The organism is uncultured Gemella sp. (genome assembly GCF_963537375.1).
GTDB lineage: Bacteria > Bacillota > Bacilli > Staphylococcales > Gemellaceae > Gemella.
This window is the reverse complement of sequence record NZ_CAUTDQ010000003.1, coordinates 17931-36584: the sequence shown is the minus strand read 5'-3', so window position 1 is coordinate 36584 and position 18654 is coordinate 17931. Positions and strand designations below refer to the sequence as shown.

General features: G+C 30.5%; 15 protein-coding genes. 6 read left to right on the top strand and 9 right to left on the bottom strand.

The features are described 5' to 3' along the window. Positions 1–22: 22 nt before the first annotated feature. Positions 23–1225 (bottom strand): glycosyltransferase, encoded by a 1203-nt coding sequence (locus tag RYK99_RS01300; protein WP_314989429.1) that lies wholly within the window; start codon positions 1223–1225, stop codon positions 23–25. 213 nt (positions 1226–1438) lie between these two features. Further along, entirely contained in the window at positions 1439–2158 is a 720-nt protein-coding gene (locus RYK99_RS01295) for a rhodanese-like domain-containing protein (RefSeq protein WP_314989427.1), read from the bottom strand. 148 nt (positions 2159–2306) lie between these two features. Here RYK99_RS01295 and RYK99_RS01290 point away from each other — a divergent pair, with 148 nt between their 5' ends. After that, positions 2307–3830, top strand: a complete 1524-nt coding sequence (locus tag RYK99_RS01290; protein WP_314989425.1) for a chloride channel protein — start codon at positions 2307–2309, stop codon at positions 3828–3830. Positions 3831–3976: 146 nt separating this feature from the next. Here the strand turns inward: RYK99_RS01290 and RYK99_RS01285 are convergent, their stop codons facing one another. Further along, a complete protein-coding gene (locus RYK99_RS01285; protein ID WP_314989423.1) occupies positions 3977–4774 on the bottom strand; it encodes a Cof-type HAD-IIB family hydrolase in 798 nt (265 codons plus the stop codon). A gap of 2 nt (positions 4775–4776) precedes the next feature. Then, a complete protein-coding gene (locus tag RYK99_RS01280) occupies positions 4777–5781 on the bottom strand; it encodes a LacI family DNA-binding transcriptional regulator (RefSeq protein ID WP_314989421.1) in 1005 nt (334 codons plus the stop codon). Positions 5782–6211: 430 nt separating this feature from the next. On the opposite strand from RYK99_RS01280, the gene RYK99_RS01275 reads away from it, so the two are divergent. From RYK99_RS01275 to RYK99_RS01260, 4 genes are all read left to right on the top strand, one after another. Continuing rightward, complete coding sequence (locus tag RYK99_RS01275) at positions 6212–6946, top strand: ATP-binding cassette domain-containing protein (protein WP_271987569.1); 735 nt, start codon at positions 6212–6214, stop codon at positions 6944–6946. Continuing rightward, complete coding sequence (locus RYK99_RS01270; RefSeq protein WP_314989416.1) at positions 6939–7610, top strand: methionine ABC transporter permease; 672 nt, start codon at positions 6939–6941, stop codon at positions 7608–7610. Before RYK99_RS01275 ends, RYK99_RS01270 begins: the two co-directional genes overlap by 8 nt. A gap of 4 nt (positions 7611–7614) precedes the next feature. Continuing rightward, positions 7615–8439 carry a MetQ/NlpA family ABC transporter substrate-binding protein gene (locus RYK99_RS01265; RefSeq protein ID WP_314989414.1) on the top strand — a complete coding sequence of 275 codons (825 nt, stop codon included), beginning with the start codon at positions 7615–7617 and terminating at the stop codon, positions 8437–8439. A gap of 90 nt (positions 8440–8529) precedes the next feature. After that, on the top strand, positions 8530–9360 hold the full coding sequence (locus RYK99_RS01260) for a MetQ/NlpA family ABC transporter substrate-binding protein (protein ID WP_314989412.1): 831 nt from the start codon (positions 8530–8532) through the stop codon (positions 9358–9360). A gap of 264 nt (positions 9361–9624) precedes the next feature. On the opposite strand, the gene RYK99_RS01255 is transcribed toward RYK99_RS01260, so the two are convergent. From RYK99_RS01255 to malQ, 4 genes are read right to left on the bottom strand one after another with little or no spacing between them, the layout of a single operon-like run. Beyond that, positions 9625–11211, bottom strand: a complete 1587-nt coding sequence (locus RYK99_RS01255) for an alpha-glucoside-specific PTS transporter subunit IIBC (protein ID WP_314989409.1) — start codon at positions 11209–11211, stop codon at positions 9625–9627. A 19-nt stretch (positions 11212–11230) separates the two neighbouring features. After that, positions 11231–12025, bottom strand: coding sequence for an endonuclease/exonuclease/phosphatase family protein (locus RYK99_RS01250; protein WP_314989407.1), 795 nt, complete (start codon positions 12023–12025; stop codon positions 11231–11233). Positions 12026–12050: 25 nt separating this feature from the next. Next, entirely contained in the window at positions 12051–14309 is a 2259-nt protein-coding gene (glgP, locus tag RYK99_RS01245; protein WP_314989405.1) for a glycogen/starch/alpha-glucan family phosphorylase, read from the bottom strand. A gap of 1 nt (position 14310) precedes the next feature. Beyond that, positions 14311–15801, bottom strand: coding sequence for a 4-alpha-glucanotransferase (gene malQ / locus RYK99_RS01240; protein ID WP_314989403.1), 1491 nt, complete (start codon positions 15799–15801; stop codon positions 14311–14313). 251 nt (positions 15802–16052) lie between these two features. On the opposite strand from malQ, the gene RYK99_RS01235 reads away from it, so the two are divergent. After that, positions 16053–16760: a UTRA domain-containing protein gene (locus tag RYK99_RS01235; RefSeq protein ID WP_314989401.1), complete on the top strand. Its 708-nt coding sequence runs from the start codon at positions 16053–16055 to the stop codon at positions 16758–16760. 522 nt (positions 16761–17282) lie between these two features. Here the strand turns inward: RYK99_RS01235 and RYK99_RS01230 are convergent. After that, positions 17283–18632, bottom strand: a complete 1350-nt coding sequence (locus tag RYK99_RS01230) for a glucose-6-phosphate isomerase (protein WP_271964580.1) — start codon at positions 18630–18632, stop codon at positions 17283–17285. Between the last annotated feature and the right edge of the window lie 22 nt (positions 18633–18654).

Genomic DNA, 18654 nt, shown 5'->3' with positions numbered 1-18654 from the left:
ATGTATTATCTAATTATTGATTTTACAACAATTTATAAATTGTTTCTATCTTTTTCTTCCAAGAATGTCGCTCAATTTCTTCTAGTAAATAAGCTGGAATCTCTCGATCTTTTCTTGTTCTTTTTATCATAACTTCTAAAGCCCCTACTAGCCTTTCTACAAAAGCTGGTTTTTCTTTTTCTACAGCCTTATCTGTATCATAAATAGTTGGCATTTTTACATACTCAATTATCTCAGAATTATTTATTTTTTCTCCAAGAAATTCTATAAGCCCCTCTATCTCAGTAGCAACTACTCTAAGCCCGCTTCCTAATGCTTCTACTGCGATTAATCCCAGTCCCTCAAAATAAGAAGGTAGTATAAATATGTCTTTATCGCGCATAATTTCACCCAGATGAACTTGATCAACAGCATTATAAATTCTTATTCTCTTAGAATCACCGACTAGAGCTTCAACTCTAGGCTTATCTTCATCTTTTAAATTTCCTATTAATTCTAATTCTACATTATCATCTTTTTTTTCTAACAATCTAAAAGCTTTAATTAATTCGTAAAAACCTTTTGATTCGTCAAATTTTCCTGCATATAAAATTTTTACATTATCATGTTTATCATATTTTTCCTCAGGATAAAAAATTTTCTCATTATAACCTGCACCAATATTAACAATTTTTTCTACAGGATAATTATAGATATTAGATATTCCATCTATAACTCCACTACTTAATGCTAATATTTTATCTAGCTTCCCAAGACTTTTTACATATTTATCTTTCATTACAGGATTTTTTTCAGCTTGTCTTATATCCGTATTGTGACATACCCCTAGAACTTTTTCATTTTCAAAAACATCACAAACCATAGAACTCAAAATCCATAAATGATGTGTAATTACTACATCTGGTCTAAATTCTTCTCTAGCTTGTATTAACTTTTTACGAAATGTAGCTTGCCAAGATTCCATCATTTCATCAGTCATATTTTTATATAGTGTATTGTCATACGGCATAATATCACTCATACCAACAATTGGAAAACTAATATCTTCTCCTTGGAATTCAACCTCAAATTTTTCTTCTACAAAGTTAAAATTATACTCTGGTGTCGTAGCATAAATAGCTGCTTGCTCTACGTTAAATCCCTTTAATCCATCTATAACATTAGTAAAATATACGCCACTTCCTGTTTTTATCGGAAGCTGAGCTAACACATGTAAAATCCTCATAATTATTGTCCTCTGTTTCATATTTTCCATCATCTCTATTATAACCTAATTTATATATTTTTTATAGTAAACGTAATAAATAAATATAATAATACAAAAAATAAAGAGTAACTCATAAAATAAGATTTATTAAAAATCTATTTTATCAAGTTACCCTCAAGTTTGATCGAAAATTATTATAAACGATAACCTATCGTTTTAAAATCTCTATCCTCAAGCGCTACACGTTGCGGCTTCTTTTTCGTCTTGACTTTCGATATAATCATTTTTGTTATAAAATGCATTTCTATAACTAGTAGTACTAAACGGTTCAACTAAATTAATAATTGTATATCCATCTAAACCAAGTTTCTTACATACCGCTTTACTTAATTCAGGTTTATCACTATAAACAAAAATTTCTGAAGATTTATCTAATCTATCTAATACACTATCTATTTCCTCAGGTGAAACTTTAATTTCTTCATCACTTAACACTTCAGAACCAAGATTTAATAATTGTTTATTTTTACTTGCTGAAATACGATATTTGAATTCTGATAATAAGGCGTTACTATAAATAGCTTTTCCATAGTCATATTGTTTTATACCATCACCGATATGAAGTTTTGTGAAACCACGTTCTCTAAGCAATTTTTCAGTATTACGTGAAGTAACATCAACGACACAATATAAGATTATATCTTTATCTTTATAATCATCTAATACATCACTACCATTTTTGAAAAGTTTAATTGGAAGATTCACAGCATTTATAGCATGACCTCTTGCATATTCTTTTTGCCAACGAACATCAACTACTAAAGCTTCTTCGAATGTTTTCTTCTCAACATCAACTCCAGCAATTCTTCCTGGTTTTCCTTTTAGCAATTTAAGCCAAAATGCATATGCAATAATTAATAATACAATTACTATAATTAAGAATATTTTCATTATGTTTACTCCTTTCATCATATAATTATATTTTAGCATACATTTTGTATTTTTAATATTAAATTGTATTAATAAAATATTTTTTTGATTTTTTTTATAATAAGGAGTAAAATGTTGATATAGACAAAATTTTCGAAAGGAGATCTGGATGAGAATATCAAAAATTAGTAAAATTGAAAATAAAAATTTAAAAATTGAATCATCTTTATTAATTGATGGAATTTTAGTAGGTTTAGCTGCTGGAATTGTCGGTGCTAGTTACAGACTTCTTATTGGTTATAGTGAGAAACTTGTTCATTACACAGCCGACTTTATTAAAACTGGATTTATATATAAAATAGGTCTTTTACTAATTCTAATCTTACTTGCCTTGTTTTCTGGCTTTTTATTAAAACGTGAACCAATGGCTAGTGGAAGTGGAATTCCTCAAGTTTCTGCAGAAATTACAGGTAGATTGAATTCTAATCCTCTACGCGTTCTAATTTATAAAATAACTGGTGGATTAACGGCAAGTCTAGGTGGTTTATCACTTGGACGTGAAGGACCTTCAATTCAGCTAGGAGCAATGAGTGGTAAACTAGTATCTAGAATATTAAAAAAAGATAGTGTAAAAGAAAAGTATCTTATTACTTGTGGCGCTAGTGCTGGTCTATCCATTGCTTTTGGTGCTCCACTTGCTGGTGTTTTATTTTCTATTGAAGAAGTACATAAACAAATAACTAAAAAAATCGTTATTTGTTGCTTTAGCGCCGCTGTAGTTGCAAATATAGTTGGGCAATATATTTTTGGACTTACCGCTATATTCAAATTTCCCGAAATACCTTATGTTGAAGTAAGTATTTATCCTTGGGTTGTTTTATTAGGAATCTTATTAGGTTTATTTGGAACATTTTATAATGTTACTATAAAAATACTTTTCAAAATTTATGAATATTTCAAACTTAATATAGTATTTAGACCTCAAGTAGCATTTATAATCTCATTTGGACTATTTATTTTTTATCCAATAGTACTTGGTAGTGGTCATAGTCTAGTAGAATTTCTGATAGAGAATAAATTTAGCTTTATGTTTTTATTAACCTTATATTTCATAAAAACTCTATTTTCACTTGTTTCTTTTACATCAGGAGTCGCAGGTGGTATATTTTTACCAATATTGATACAAGGTGCAGTACTTGGAACATTGTTTAGTAACTTTTTTGACGCTAAATATACTGCATTATTCGTAATACTATCTATGTCAGGTTACTTAACTGCAATTGTACGAAGCCCAATTACTTCAATAATATTATTATTCGAAATGACTCAAAAACTAAATTACTTCCTACCCATCGCTCTTTGTTGTCTATTCGCATATATCACAGCAAATATACTTGGAACAAAACCTGTTTACGAATATTTACTTGAGCGCATTTTAACTAGTAATAAACTAGGAGACGATGAACTAGAAATGGAAGTAGAAATTCTAACTACTATATCAAACGATAGTTCATTAATAGGAAAAGAAATACGCGAAATCGATTGGACAAAAGGTGCTCTTGTTTCTCATATCGAGCGCTCTGGTCGTGAAATCGTGCCAAAAGGAAGTACAATTTTAGAAGCAAACGACAAACTTACCGTCATTATGCCAAAAGAGTGTGTAGATTTATTTTTAAAGCAATTTAGTGATTAAAAAGAAAATGAGCTAACTAAGATGCTCTAAATTTAAAATAGTTTATATAAAAATTCAAATATACCGTAGTTTATCGATATCTAATAAACTTTAAAGGAGTGACTCGACAAAATAACGATTTTGTCGAGTCACTCCCGTTTTTATCCTTATAATACATTAAAATGTTTTAGAGCATGAGTAATTCCATCATCATCTACACTAGTTGTGATATAATCAGCTATTTCTTTAACATTATCACCGGCATTTTCCATTGCGATACCAATTCCTGCATGTTTTAACATATCTATGTCATTTCCACCATCACCAAAAGCCATAGTTTCTTCTAATTTAATACCAAAATGAGAAATAATCGCATCAATTCCAGTATTTTTTCCCCCATCTTTTGGAATAACATCTGTAAAATGAGTTGTCCACCGAGCTGCTTTTGAATTAGGCATATAAGCTAAGAATCCCGCTTCTTCCTCTTCAGAGACAAATACATTAAGTTGATATATTTTTTCACTAACAGCCTTATCGTAAGCTAGTGGATCCTCTTTAAATCTTTCTGGATCTCCTAATTCATCTTCCAACCATTTAACTCGTGAGTTTTTCAAATTCATGAAAGCTCCATCTAATAAAGCAAAATCACAAGCTATATTATTCTCCTTAAAATAAGGAAGAACATTTTTTATATCATCTTTTGATAAAATCTTATCATTTAAAACTTCTCCAGATTCTAAATAGCAGTACTGTCCATTTATTGTAATGTATCCATCAAATTTAAAATCTAACAAATCATTTAAAAATGTCGTATGAAATGGTGCTCTTCCTGTAGCTATAAACATTTTAATCCCTTTTTCTTTTAACCTTCTTAAAGTATTTGCAGTATTTTCCGGAATAGTTTTAGTTTTAAAACTTCTTATCGTTCCATCAATATCAAAAAAAATCGCTTTTATATTCGTCATTCTTATTCTCCATATTTATTTAAATCAACTACACTATTTCTTGTTTTCAAATCATAACCAATTAATAGTTTCATTGCTGTCTCTTCTTTTTTTATAACATTAAGTAACATGCTAACTGTTTGCTTCGCTGCATCTTTTAAATCAAATTTTATAGTTGTTAACGGGGATTTCAATAAAGCAGATGAAGTATAATCCCCAAATGCAGCAACTGAATAATTTTCACCAACACTTAAACCTTCTTCTTCAAGAGCCTTCATAGCACCATAAGCTAGATTGTCAGTGGCACAAATTAAACAACTATCAGCCTTCAACTGTTCTATATTCTCTTTTACAACATCGTATGCTTCTTCCATACCAAAATTACTGATAAGTATATTTTTAGGACTTAAACCATACTTTTCTAAAGTTCTTACTACCCCTAATTTTCTATAGTAACCTACAGCAATATCATCTTCACTTACCCCTAAGTAAGCAATTTTCTTATGTCCACTAGCTAGAACATAATTTGTTAAATCTCTAGCAGCATTAAAATCATTATATTCAACACTATAAGTGTATTCCCCTTCCTGTCCTAACATTACAACAGGAACATCTACAGATTTTATTGTATCTTCATATGTTTTGCTCATCGTTGTTGGTAATAGGATTATTCCATCAACGTTCATCCTCGCTAACTTCTTAATATATTCCAATTGTTTATTTTCATCAAAATTAGCATTCATTATTAGTGTTTCATAATTATTTTCTTTTAATTCTTTATCTAGATATTTTAAAGTATTTCCACTTACAAAAGAATGTAAACATGGTACTATCACACCAATAATTTTGCTATCCGTACTTTTTAACGCCTTGGCAAAAGTATTCGGTGTATAATTGTATTTATCAACTATTTCTTTAATTCTTTCATGAGTTTCTTTTTTTAAATTTCCACCATTAAAATATCTAGAGACAGTAGTAGTACCTACTCCAGCCATTTTTGCTATATCTACTATTGTCAAATTCCTCATAGATTACCTCCTTAAGTCACAACTTTAATTATATACGATTAGAGTAAATAAATAAAGAATTATATAAGAACAATTTTAGAAAATATCTTCTATTATTTTTTATTATTTTATTGAATAGTACTTTATAAAACAATGAACAAAAAAATACAATAATCAAATTATTCTAATACAATTTCACTAGAACAAAACTCTGTATTTCTTATAAACATTGCTATGATAATGGTTATCTTTTCTAAAAATAATCTCCTAATTTATACCATAACATCTACAATATTAAACTGTACCATTACAGTGTTGAAGATTTTTGTTAACAGATTCACAAACACTATCAAACAAGCACTGAACAATATAAACATTTTTTTTGAAAATATTAAACAAAGCTCTTGAAATCCTTTTCCGAAAGTGGTATAGTTTACCTTGGAGGTATATTATGATAGTTCAATTAAAAAACGTATCAAAACAATATAAAGACGCTAACTTCAAACTAGAAAATATATCATTTGATATTAATAAAAAAGAAGTTATTGGAATTATCGGTAGAAATGGTACAGGTAAAAGTACAATTCTTAAAATGATTAATGGTATTGTTTCATATGATAGCGGAGATATTCTTTATAAAAACTCTTCTATTAAAAATATGGATGCAAGTACCCTTAGAAATACAAGAAAAAATCTAGCCTATATATTCCAACACTCTAATCTTATTGATAACAAAAGTGTATATTATCATTTAAGCTTAGTGTACAAATTAAATAAGGTTTCTGTTGATAAAAAGAAAATAGATGATATTCTTGAATTCATGAATATTACAAGACTTAAAAATAGTCTTTGTGGTAGCCTAAGTGGTGGAGAACAACAAAAAGTTGCTATCGCTATGGCACTGTTACAAGAACCAGAAGTTCTACTTTGTGATGAAATCAGTTCAGCATTAGATACTAATAGTGAAAAAGAAATATTTGCACTATTAAATAAATTGCGTACAACAACTGACATTTCAATAGTTATGATTTCACACAGCCTATCTTTACTTAAGAACTTTTGTGATCGTGTAGTAGTTATTGATGATTCTACAATAAAAGATATTGTCGTACCTAACAAAAATGCAAAAGACGATTACGACAGTAATTACTATAACTACGTAAAGGAGTTTTTATTAAATGATTGATTTATTTAAAACCAATTACGATGGTATTATGAAAGCATTTTGGGAAACAAACTATATGATGCTTTACTCAATGTTAACAGTATTTTTCATTTCCCTACCATTAGGTATTATGCTTTTTGCTTTCAGTCGTGATTATTTACTAAAAAATAGAGCAGTTTATGAAGGACTTAGCATTTCTCTTAATGCCCTACGTAGTGTTCCATTTCTAATATTTGTATTCATATTAATCCCTGTAAATAGATTTCTATTTAAAACATCATTTGGGAATATTGCAGCAATTCTACCTCTTACACTAGTTGGTGTAAGTATTTATGCTCGTTTCGTTGAACAAGCATTAATAAATGTTCCTAAAAAAATTGTAGATAGAGCTATAAGTATGGGGGCTACAAAAATTCAAATTATTAGATATTTCTTATTACCTGCCACAATGGATAACTTAATTTTATCATTTACCTATACTACTATTAGTTTATTAGCTTATACTACTGTAATGGGTGTAATTGGAGCTGGTGGTCTTGGAGAATTTGCCTTTAGATACGGGTATCAGGAGTACAATTATGATCTAATGTATTTAATAGTAATAATATTTATTATATATGTATTTATTATTCAATCTATAGGTTATGGATTAGCTAAACGTTTTACAAACAAGAAGGAGAAATAGATTAATGAAGAAAGTATTATCTATTGTTGCTAGTCTTTTAGCGCTTGTGCTTGTGTTAACAGCATGTTCAAGTAAAACTAGCGATAAAAAAGAAGAAAAACAAGAAAACAAAACAATTAAGGTTGCTGCTCATGTCCCACCATTTACTGACATGTTAGAATTAGTTAAAGAAGATTTACAAAAAGAAGGATACACTCTTGAAATTGTAAAAGTATCTGATAACGTTCAAGCTAACGTTGCTTTAGCAAACAAAGAAATCGATGCTAACTTCTTCCAACACGAACCATTCATGAAACAGTACAACGAAAAAAATAAAACTAACTTAGTTGCTGTGGCGAAAGTTTATAATTCTATCCCAGCATTCTACTCAAAAACTGTCAAAAACATTAAAGATCTTAAAGATGGTGCTGATGTAGCTATTCCATCTGATGCATCTAACATGGCTCGTGCATTAAGATTATTAGCTCACGGTGGATTAATTACATTAAATGATCCAAACAGCTATAACGTTACTGTAAAAGACATTAAAGATAATCCAAAACATCTTAAATTTACAGAAGTTGGTCTTTTAAACTTAAGTGATGCATATGCAGAAAAAGATTTAGTTTTCAACTACCCGACTTACATTGCTAAATTAAACCTTACACCAATGAAAGATGGACTTCTAATGGAAGACAAAGCTGACTTTACATACGCTGGTGTACTTGCTGCTCGTGAAGATAACAAAGACGACGCTAAAATTCAAGCAGTTAAAAAAGCTTTAACTAGTCAAAAAGTTAAAGACTTCTTACAAAAAAATTATGAAGGTAAAGCTACTGCAGCTTTCTAATAAATATATATTATTACTAATCCAAAATCTATATTATACAATCAACAACCTTACCTCTAAATAAAAAATATACTTAATAGGAGATATATAATGAAGAAAATAATTTCATTTATCGCTAGTTTAACAGCATTATTATTAGTTTTAACAGCTTGTTCAAGCAAAACTGAAACTAAAAAAGAAGAGAAGAAAGAACCTGTTACAGTAAAAGTAGCATCTCACACTTCTCCAATGACAGACATGTTAGAAATGATCAAAGAAGATCTTAAAAAAGACGGTTACAACTTAGAAATCGTTAAAGTTTCTGATAACGTTCAAGCAAACGTTGCATTAAACAATAAAGAAGTTGATGCTAACTTCTTCCAACACAAACCATTTATGGAACAATTTAACCAAAAAAATAATGCTCACCTTGTAGCTGTTCAACCTATCTACAATGCAACTGTAGCATTCTACTCAAAAACTCTTAAAGACATCAAAGATCTTAAAGATGGTGCTGATGTAGCTATCCCTTCAGATCCAACAAACTTAGCTCGTGCTTTACGTTTATTAGATCACGCTAAAGTTATTACTCTTAAAGATCCAAACAGCTTTACAGTAACTGAAGCAGATATCAAAGATAATCCAAAACACCTTAAATTCACTAAAGTGAGCTTACTAAACCTTAACGAAGCATACAACGAAAAAGATTTAGTATTTAACTACCCAACTTATATTTCTAAATTAGGATTAACTCCTGATAAAAACGGTCTAGCACTTGAAAAAGCTGATGATTTAACATTCGCTATCTCACTTGTAGCTCGTGAAGATAACAAAGACGATGCTAAAGTACAAGCAGTTAAAAAAGCATTAGCTAGTGAAAAAATTAAAGATTATATCAACAAAGAACTTAAACCAAAAGGACACGCTACTCCAGCGTTCTAATATAAAGTAAAAACACTTGGTAGACAATGTTTACCAAGTGTTTTTTTGATTTCACTATATATCTATATATTAACATAATTCCCCTTTTCAATACTGTTCTATCAATCGATAATACATATTTTACTATACTCTCAAATATCTATAATCCTTCTCTTGAACCCAAGTAAGATCAATATTTAATAACATACTACCATGTATGATTCTATTCGTTCATAAACAAAAAAAGAAACTGACTTTTACATCAGTTCCTTTTTATTAATTATCTTATTTGTGTAATTCTTTTTCGAAAGCTTCTCTAACTTGTCCTACTGAGAACCCGATGATTACTTGAATAGCTTTACCGTTACGAGAAACTCCAAGAGCTCCAGAACGTTTTAAGAATGCATCATCTTTAACTAAGCCTTCATCTTTAACATTAACACGTAATCTTGTTACACAGTTAGTAACGTCTACGATGTTATCTTTACCACCTAAACCTTCAAGAATGATAAGAGCTTGATCATCATGAGTAGCTGCATCATCTTTAACTTCTGGTTTAGCTGCTTCTTTACCTTTTTCACGGTACTCTTGTTTAGAGTAAAGTTTAGTTTCAGCATCTTCAGCTTCACGTCCAGGTGTGCTTAATTGGAATTTAAGGATTAAGAATCTAAATACTAAGAAGTAGATTACAGAGAATGCTAATCCAATTCCGATTTGAACGAACATTTGTGAAGAGTGGTGTTTGAACATTGGTAACCAGTTAAGAGCTAAGAAGTCGATTAATCCACTTCCGAAGTTACCTACAACTCCAAATTGATACATAGTTGCTGACATTAATGCACCTAATACTGCGTGAGTAGCGAATAACATTGGTGCTGCGAATAAGAATGTGAACTCGATTGGTTCAGTGATTCCTGTTAAGAAACCAGTAAGTGCTGCTGGGATTAATAACCCTGCTACAACTTTTTTCTTGCTGTCTTTAGCTGTTACATACATAGCTAAAGCTGCTGCTGGTAATCCAAATACTTTAGAGTTACCGTGTAATGAGAATCCACCTTGAGGGAATAACTCTTTTAATGGAGTTGAGCTTTGAGAGAACTCTTGAATGTGTTGTACCCAGTAAGCTGTGATTCCATTTTCTACTACTGCTGGTCCAAACATGAATGGTCCATAGATGAAGTGGTGTAATCCTGTTGGAATTAAAATTCTTTCTAAGAATGTGTAAGTGAATACTCCCGCAACTCCAGAAACTTTTAAGAATCCTTGTAAAGCAGCGATTCCTAATTGAACTTTTGGCCATAATAGAGCTGTTAAGAAAGCAGCTGGAATCATGATTAAGAATCCTACTAAGATTACGAATGTTGACCCTTGGAAAATTCCTAATAATTCAGGAAGTTTTTTGTCAAAGTATTTGTTGTGAATCCATACTGAGATAGATGCAATAACGATAGAACCGATGATTGAAGTATCTAGAGTGATTGCTCCAGCGATTCTTGTAATACCTGTAGGTAATTTAAGAGCAGGCGTTACATCTACACCAAAGAATTTGAATTGAGTTAAGAATCCGTTGATGAAGTAGTTATAAACCATGTAGATTAAGAACGCTTCTAATGCTGCACGACCATTTGCTTTTTTAGCAAGACCGATTGGAATACCAAGTGCGAATACTACTGGCATTTGGTTAAAGATAGTCCATCCTCCTTGCTCTACTACGAACCAGAAGTTGTACCAAAGAGTACCTTCTGTCGCGATGCTCCCTACTAGGTTAGGGTTTTTTAAGATTGAAGTTAATCCAACTACTAATCCGAAGAATGCGAATAAAATAGATGGCATTAACATCGCGCCTCCAAAGCGCTGAATTTTTTGTAACATAACATTTTTCCTCCTTTTTTTATTTTTCTGCTAATGTTACTTCTAAGCCATTATGATCAGAAATAATTGGATAATTTTCATCATTAAATATAACAAAACTTTCTTTTACATCTAATTTTCTATTAATAAATACATAATCCAATTTTTTCTGACACATAGAATCTTCCCAACCACTTATATTTTTATATACCGTAACTCCCCCGTCTTTTTTCTCGGCTAATTCATAAGTATCATATAATCCTTTATCAAGTATTCTCTTATAATCGTCTACTTGATGGAAATAATCTGTATTGAAATCTCCCATGAAAACTTTAAGATTCTTGTTATCTGTATAATTAATTAGGTTGCTAAGATTTTGATCTATGTCTTCCCCTTTACAAGTTGGCAAATTCATATGACAACTGTAAAATTCTACGATCTCATCATTTATTTTAAGATCGACTTTTAAAATTTTTCTCGATTCGATAGAAGTTACGGTTTGTTGTGCCGTACAGTAAAAGTCCTCTACGGCAACAACTTCACCTTTAGCAAGTATTGCTAAACCTTCTTCGAATTTATCAAATCCTATGTGAGAATAAGTCCAGTAGTAACTGTATCCTTCTTCTCCATATTCTCTAATTTTATCTAGTAATAATTTTCCGAAGTTATCTTCTTTAATTCCTTGGTAAACATCCTCACTATTAATCAATTGATTTACTTCTTGCATAGCAACAACATCGTATTTTTTCTCCACAATAGTTTTTGCCAAAATATTTAATTTTTCAAGTTGATTTTCTTCTAACCAACTATGTACATTAATTGTTAATAGTTTCATGCTATGTTCCCCACTTTTTTGTTTATTATTTTTTGTTCCAAATATCTTCGTTATATTGAGCTATTGTACGGTCAGATGAGAAGAATCCAGCTTTTGCGATATTCGCAATAACTTTTTTCAGCCATAATTCACGGTTTTCGTAATCTGCTAACATTTCTTCTTTCTTAGCGTAATATTCTTCAAAGTCAATAAGTGTCATGAACCAGTCTTTGTTAAGTAGTTCATTGTACAGTCTTTCTAATCTTTCTTTATTTCCTAGTTTAACTAAGTCTTTAGAAACGATGAAGTCTACAACTTCTTTAACACCATCTTTTTCATAGTATTCTTTAGACACATATCCTGCAGTTTCGTAAAGTTTAATGATTTCATCACTTTCTTTACCGAAGATGTAGATATTTTCACGTCCAACTAACTCGTCGATTTCCACGTTAGCTCCATCTAGAGTTCCTAGAGTTAAAGCTCCGTTTAACATGAACTTCATGTTACCAGTTCCACTTGCTTCTTTAGAAGCTAATGAGATTTGTTCAGAGATATCAGTTGCTGGAATTAATTTTTCTGCAACACTTACATTATAGTTTTCAACTAAGAATACGTTTAAGTATTTGTTTACTTCTGGATCATTGTTAATTAATTCTGATAGACATAGAATTAAGTGAATGATATCTTGAGCTATAATATATGCTGGTGCTGCTTTACCACCGAAGAATACTGTAATTTTTCTTTCAGGTAATTTACCATTTTTGATATCTAAGTATTTTTTAATTACATATAAAGCGTTCATTTGTTGACGTTTATATTCGTGGAATCTCTTAATTTGAGTATCGATAATACTGTTTTCATCTAATTCGATACCTTGAGTTTCTTTTAGGTATTCTTTAAGAACAAGTTTGTTCTCGTGTTTGATTTCTTCTAATTTAGCTGCTACTTCTTTACTATCAACAAATGCTAGTAATTTTTCTAATTTAGTTGCATCAGTTAAGTACTCGTCACCAATTAGTTCTTTTAAGTAAGCTGCTAATGGTCTGTTAGAAAATTCTAACCAACGTCTGAATGTAATACCATTAGTTTTGTTATTAAATTTCTCAGGATATAATTCATAGAAATGTTTTAATTCAGAGTTTTTAAGAATTTCAGTGTGTAGGTATGCAACCCCATTTACACTGTTAGAGAAGTGAATATCCATGTTTGCCATGTGTACTCTATCGTCTTTGTCGATGATTTGAATATCTTCACCTTCATATTTTTCTCTAATAACAGCATCTAATTGTTTGATGATTGTTACTAAGTGTGGCACTACTTCTTCTAAGTATGCTAATGGCCATTTTTCTAATGCCTCAGCTAAGATAGTGTGGTTAGTGTAACCAGTCATTTTTTGAACAATTGTGTATGCTTCTTCAAATTCAATTCCGTGTTTTTCAGTTAATAAGCGAATTAATTCAGGAATTACCATACTTGGGTGAGTATCGTTAATTTGAACATATGCATATTCGTATAAGTCGTGAACATTACTTCCTTTAGCAATTGCTTCATCCAAAATTAATTGAGCAGCATTTGATACCATGAAGTATTGTTGGTAAATACGTAGTAACTCACCATTTTTATCACTATCATCTGGATATAAGAATAATGTTAAGTTTTTCTCAATTTCAGTTTTATCAAATGAAATTCCTTTTTCAATGATACTGCTATCAATTGAATCAATATCGAATAGGTTTAGATAGTTTTTAGTATCTTTTTTGTACCCTAATACATCAATTCTTTTTAGTGTTGAAGTTAGGTTAAAGTTTTTGAAAGGTACTGTATATTTAACATCAGTATCTCTTAGCCATGAAGTATCTTCAATCCAGAAGTTTGGTTCTGCATGTTGTTCATTTTTAACAAACACTTGTCTGAATAAACCACAGTGGTAGTTTAATCCAACTCCATCACCATTGATTCCTAATGATGAAATTGAGTCGATGAAGCATGATGCTAAACGTCCAAGACCACCATTACCTAATGAAGGTTCTAATTCAGCTTCCTCTACATCACTAAGACGTTTGTTAGCTGCTTTTAATTCTTTTTCGATTTCTTCATAAATACCTAAGTTGATTAAGTTGTTTGATAAAAGTTTACCAATTAAAAATTCAGCTGAAATATAGTAAACTTTTTTCTTATCACTATTTAAAGCTTTTTTGTCAGCTTCATCTTTAACATAGTTTAATAATTGTTTATAAATTTCTTTGTTATCTAATGTACTAAGTTCTTTATTTGTTTTATCCAATACATATTTAGTAAATGTCATTTTATGCCCTCTCTCTCGAATATCTTACTGTAATATTTTTTAAAAATTCTTTTCTTTCGTCTGTTAAATCTTCTGCAAGCATTCTCCACTCCCAGTTTCCGCCAACTGTTGATGGAACATTCATTCTGCTTGTTGCATCTTTATCTAATAAGTCTTGCATTGTTACGATTGCATAATCACTTACTGAAGAGTATATTCCTCTAATCATCGCTTCAGTAATTGTTTCATCATCACGACGATTTAAGTATTCAGAAACTAGTTCTTGTTCTGATTCACTTAATTTTTCATACCATCCATTAACTACATCATTATCGTGCGTACCTGTGTAAGCAACACTATTTTGAGTATAGTGATGTGGACGATCTAGATTATCATCACCTGGGAAAGCGAATTGAAGAATCTTCATTCCAGGATATCCAGAATCATCTAATAATTTTTCTGCTTTCGCATCGATAAATCCTAGATTTTCTGCGATGATTGGTAAGTCTCCTAATTGTTCCTTGATTTTTTGGAATAATTCAATTCCAGGACCAGCTTCCCAAGTACCATTTACTGCATTTTCAGCATCTTTATCAATTTGCCAGAAATCAGAGAATCCTTTGAAGTGGTCTATACGAAGTACATCATAGATTTTAAAACTTTCTTGTACTCGATAAATCCACCATGAGAAACCTTGTTCTTTGTGTTTTGCCCAATCATAAATTGGATTACCCCAAAGTTGTCCAGTTGGACTGAAGTCATCTGCAGGACATCCAGCTACATAAAGTGGTTCATTGTTCTCATCAACTTTAAATAGTTCTGGCATTGTCCACATTTCAACACTATCAGCACTTACATAGATTGGCATATCACCAATGATTTTAACGCCTTTACCATTAGCATATTCTTTTAATGCTAACCATTGTTTAAAGAAGAAGTATTGTGTAACTGTGTAGTATCTTATACTATCTTGAAGCTCCGTACGATATTTTTCGCGTGCGGCTTTTTCACCTTTTTTAATATCTTCATCCCAGTGAATAAAACTTTGATATCCAAAACTTTCTTTAATTGCCATATATTCAGCATAATCAGCTAACCAACTTGAGTTATCTTTTTCAAATTTTTCTATTTCAGCTAATACATTGCTATATTTTGCAGTGTTAGCAACGGCTTTTTCTAAAATTGGTCTTCTAACTTCAAATAATAAAGCATAATCTATTTTTTCAGGATTTTCTCCAAAGTTAACATTTGAGTAATCACTTTCTTCTAATAATCCTTCTTCTTTTAATAAAGAAAAATCAATTAGATTTAAGTTTCCTGCTACTGCTGAAAAGCTTTGATATGGTGAATCTCCATAACTAGTTGTCGTAAGTGGTAAAATTTGCCAATATGTTTGTTTTGTTTCTTCTAAGAAGTCAACAAAATCATAAGCACTTTTACCGAATGTTCCTATACCAAACTCACCTGGTAATGATGTGATATGCATCAATACACCACTTGAACGTTTTGTCATCCTAATTCCCTCCGTCATACTTTTAACTTGTATTTACAAAATAAGTTTTTATAACTTAACAATAATTATTATAATAAAACACTTTCATTTTGTCAATAACATTTATGTACTTCTTTTTATTTTTTTCTACTACATATACGTAAATGTTACAATATGTATATAAGATGTACTTAACCCTTGCAATTCTTATCAACTACATTTATAATTAAGTAGGTAATTTTTAAAAGGAGATTAGTAAAGGTAAATCATATATGAGTAAATACAAACAGGTCTATAATGATCTCAAGGAAAAAATAGATACTCGTTTTTATAAGCGTAATACAGAATTGCCAAGTGAAAATGAGTTAGTAAAAGAATACGGTTATTCAAAAGATACTATTAGAAAAGCTTTGTCTTTATTAGAAATTAATGGTTATATCCAAAAGATTAAAGGTAAAAACTCTTTAATTCTTGGACACGGAAGAATAAAAAATAACTATTTAGGAAATATTAAAACTTCTTCTGAATTAAACATCGACGGTAAATACGAAATTAAAACTACACTTGAATCTCTATATATTGTTCAAGGCGAAAAGAAAATAATGGATATTTTTGATGCAGATGAGAATAATGATTTTTATAGAGTTAGCCGTAGTAGAACGATAAACGGAGAAAAATTAGAGTATGAAGTATCTTACTTCGATAGAAATCTTGTTCCATTTATTAATAAAGAAATCGCAGAATCATCTATTTATAAATACTTAGAAAAAGAATTAGGTTTAAATATCACCCACTCTCGTCGAGAGATATCTTTTAGACACGCTACTGACGAAGAAAGACAACATATGGATCTTGGTGAATATGATATGGTCGCAGTCGTCGAAAGTATTACTTATTTATCAAATGGAAACATACTACAATATGGAATACTTAGCTACAGACCCGACAAATTCACATTTGTAACAATGGCAAAAAGATAAACACGACTCATAAATTACGATTTTATAACAATCAAATTTATAGAGTCGTTTTTTTTATTTGCTGTTAATTTTACTTTTCAAATATTTTTAGTATGATGGCAGACGGTTTCATCTAACTTTAATTGTCGTTTAGACAATTAAAGTGGATATTACACCTTGAAATTAGGCCTGTAGTCCTAATTTCACCGATGGAACTTTGTTAAGTTCCATTTTCACCATTACAAAATATTTGAGTAAAATTAATAATAATAATTAAGATTTAATCATTATATTCTATATTTTTCTTACTGTTTTGTAGTAGCTGAAGTAAAACACACTTGTGTTTTACTGCGAGAAAATAAGACTACAGGCTTATTTTCTAACCGGAATATCCTTTTGAGATAACAAAAGATATGGAGGTGTCGCAAGCTACACTTAAAACAGGAAAAAGAAAAATATAAGAATTTACTTGCAGTTTCCATTTGAATATAAAAAACTGATAAAGGAAAGTCATTCCTCTATCAGTTTTTAATTTATTTAAGATTATTTTAATCTTTCTTCTAATTCTGCTTTTAATTCTTCAAATCCTGGTTTTCCAAGAAGTGCAAACATATTTTTCTTATATGCTTCTACTCCTGGTTGGTCGAATGGGTTTAATCCTTGCATATATCCAGAAATACCTACAGCTTTTTCGAAGAAGTATACTAAGTATCCGAATGTGAACTCGCTCATATCAGGAAGTTCTACTACAAAGTTAGGTACTCCACCATCAGTGTGAGCAAGAAGAGTTCCTTCAAATGCTTTAGTATTTACGAAATCCATAGTTTTCCCTGCTAAGTAGTTTAATCCATCAAGATTGTTATCAGCTTCTTTAAGCTCGATATCTTTATTTGGAGATTTAACTTTTAAGATAGTTTCAAGTAAAACACGACGTCCTTCTTGAACATATTGTCCCATAGAGTGAAGATCTGTTGAGAAGCAAACACTTGAAGGGTATAAAGCTTTTCCATCTTTACCTTCAGATTCACCATAAAGTTGTTTCCACCACTCATTGAAGTAAACCATTGATGGTTCATAAGATACAAGAATCTCAATTAATTTACCTTTTTGTTGTAAGATATTACGCATTACAGCATATTGGTAAGCAATATTTTTACTTAGATCTGGTGTTGATAGTTCATCTTGAGCTAATTTAGCACCAGCCATCATTTTATCAATATCAACTCCACTTACAGCAATTGGAAGTAATCCTACAGCAGTAAGAACTGTGAAACGTCCACCTACATCATCAGGTACTACAAATGTTTCATATCCTTCATCATCAGCTAATGATTTTAATGCTCCACGAGCTCTATCAGTAGTAGCAAAGATTCTTTCTTTTGCTCCTTCTTTACCATATTTTTCTTCAAGTAATTCTTTGAAAATACGGAATGCAATAGCAGGCTCTGTAGTTGTTCCTGATTTAGAGATTACATTTACAGAGAAGTCTTTTCCTGTAGTTTTTAAGTAATTTACTAATTCTTGAGTATAAGTTGATGAAATTGTGTGACCAACGAAGAAGATTTTTGGAGTTTTTCTTCCTTCTTCATAGAAGTTATAGAAGCTATCATTTAGCATTTCAATCGCTGCACGAGCTCCAAGGTACGATCCTCCAATACCGATAACAACTAGTACATCAGAATTGCTTTGGATTTTTTTACTAGCTTCTTTAATTCTAGCAAACTCTTCTTTATCATAGTTAGTTGGTAATTCTAACCATCCTAGGAAATCATTTCCTATTCCAGTTTTATTGTGTAATTGATCATGTGCAACTTTCACATAACCTTCCATATTTTTTACTTCTTGTTCGTTAAAGAAGTTTAGTGCTTTCGAATAATCAAAATTTAAGTGCATTTTTGTTCTCCTTTTTTTATTT

Excerpts from the sequence above, each read along its gene's own strand:
- RYK99_RS01300 (WP_314989429.1), bottom strand. The coding sequence starts at position 1,225 with ATGAGGATTTTACATGTGTTAGCTCAGCTTCCGATAAAAACAGGAAGT.
- RYK99_RS01295 (WP_314989427.1), bottom strand. The coding sequence starts at position 2,158 with ATGAAAATATTCTTAATTATAGTAATTGTATTATTAATTATTGCATAT.
- RYK99_RS01290 (WP_314989425.1), top strand. The coding sequence starts at position 2,307 with ATGAGAATATCAAAAATTAGTAAAATTGAAAATAAAAATTTAAAAATT.
- RYK99_RS01285 (WP_314989423.1), bottom strand. The coding sequence starts at position 4,774 with ATGACGAATATAAAAGCGATTTTTTTTGATATTGATGGAACGATAAGA.
- RYK99_RS01280 (WP_314989421.1), bottom strand. The coding sequence starts at position 5,781 with ATGAGGAATTTGACAATAGTAGATATAGCAAAAATGGCTGGAGTAGGT.
- RYK99_RS01275 (WP_271987569.1), top strand. The coding sequence starts at position 6,212 with ATGATAGTTCAATTAAAAAACGTATCAAAACAATATAAAGACGCTAAC.
- RYK99_RS01270 (WP_314989416.1), top strand. The coding sequence starts at position 6,939 with ATGATTGATTTATTTAAAACCAATTACGATGGTATTATGAAAGCATTT.
- RYK99_RS01265 (WP_314989414.1), top strand. The coding sequence starts at position 7,615 with ATGAAGAAAGTATTATCTATTGTTGCTAGTCTTTTAGCGCTTGTGCTT.
- RYK99_RS01260 (WP_314989412.1), top strand. The coding sequence starts at position 8,530 with ATGAAGAAAATAATTTCATTTATCGCTAGTTTAACAGCATTATTATTA.
- RYK99_RS01255 (WP_314989409.1), bottom strand. The coding sequence starts at position 11,211 with ATGTTACAAAAAATTCAGCGCTTTGGAGGCGCGATGTTAATGCCATCT.
- RYK99_RS01250 (WP_314989407.1), bottom strand. The coding sequence starts at position 12,025 with ATGAAACTATTAACAATTAATGTACATAGTTGGTTAGAAGAAAATCAA.
- glgP (WP_314989405.1), bottom strand. The coding sequence starts at position 14,309 with ATGACATTTACTAAATATGTATTGGATAAAACAAATAAAGAACTTAGT.
- malQ (WP_314989403.1), bottom strand. The coding sequence starts at position 15,801 with ATGACAAAACGTTCAAGTGGTGTATTGATGCATATCACATCATTACCA.
- RYK99_RS01235 (WP_314989401.1), top strand. The coding sequence starts at position 16,053 with ATGAGTAAATACAAACAGGTCTATAATGATCTCAAGGAAAAAATAGAT.
- RYK99_RS01230 (WP_271964580.1), bottom strand. The coding sequence starts at position 18,632 with ATGCACTTAAATTTTGATTATTCGAAAGCACTAAACTTCTTTAACGAA.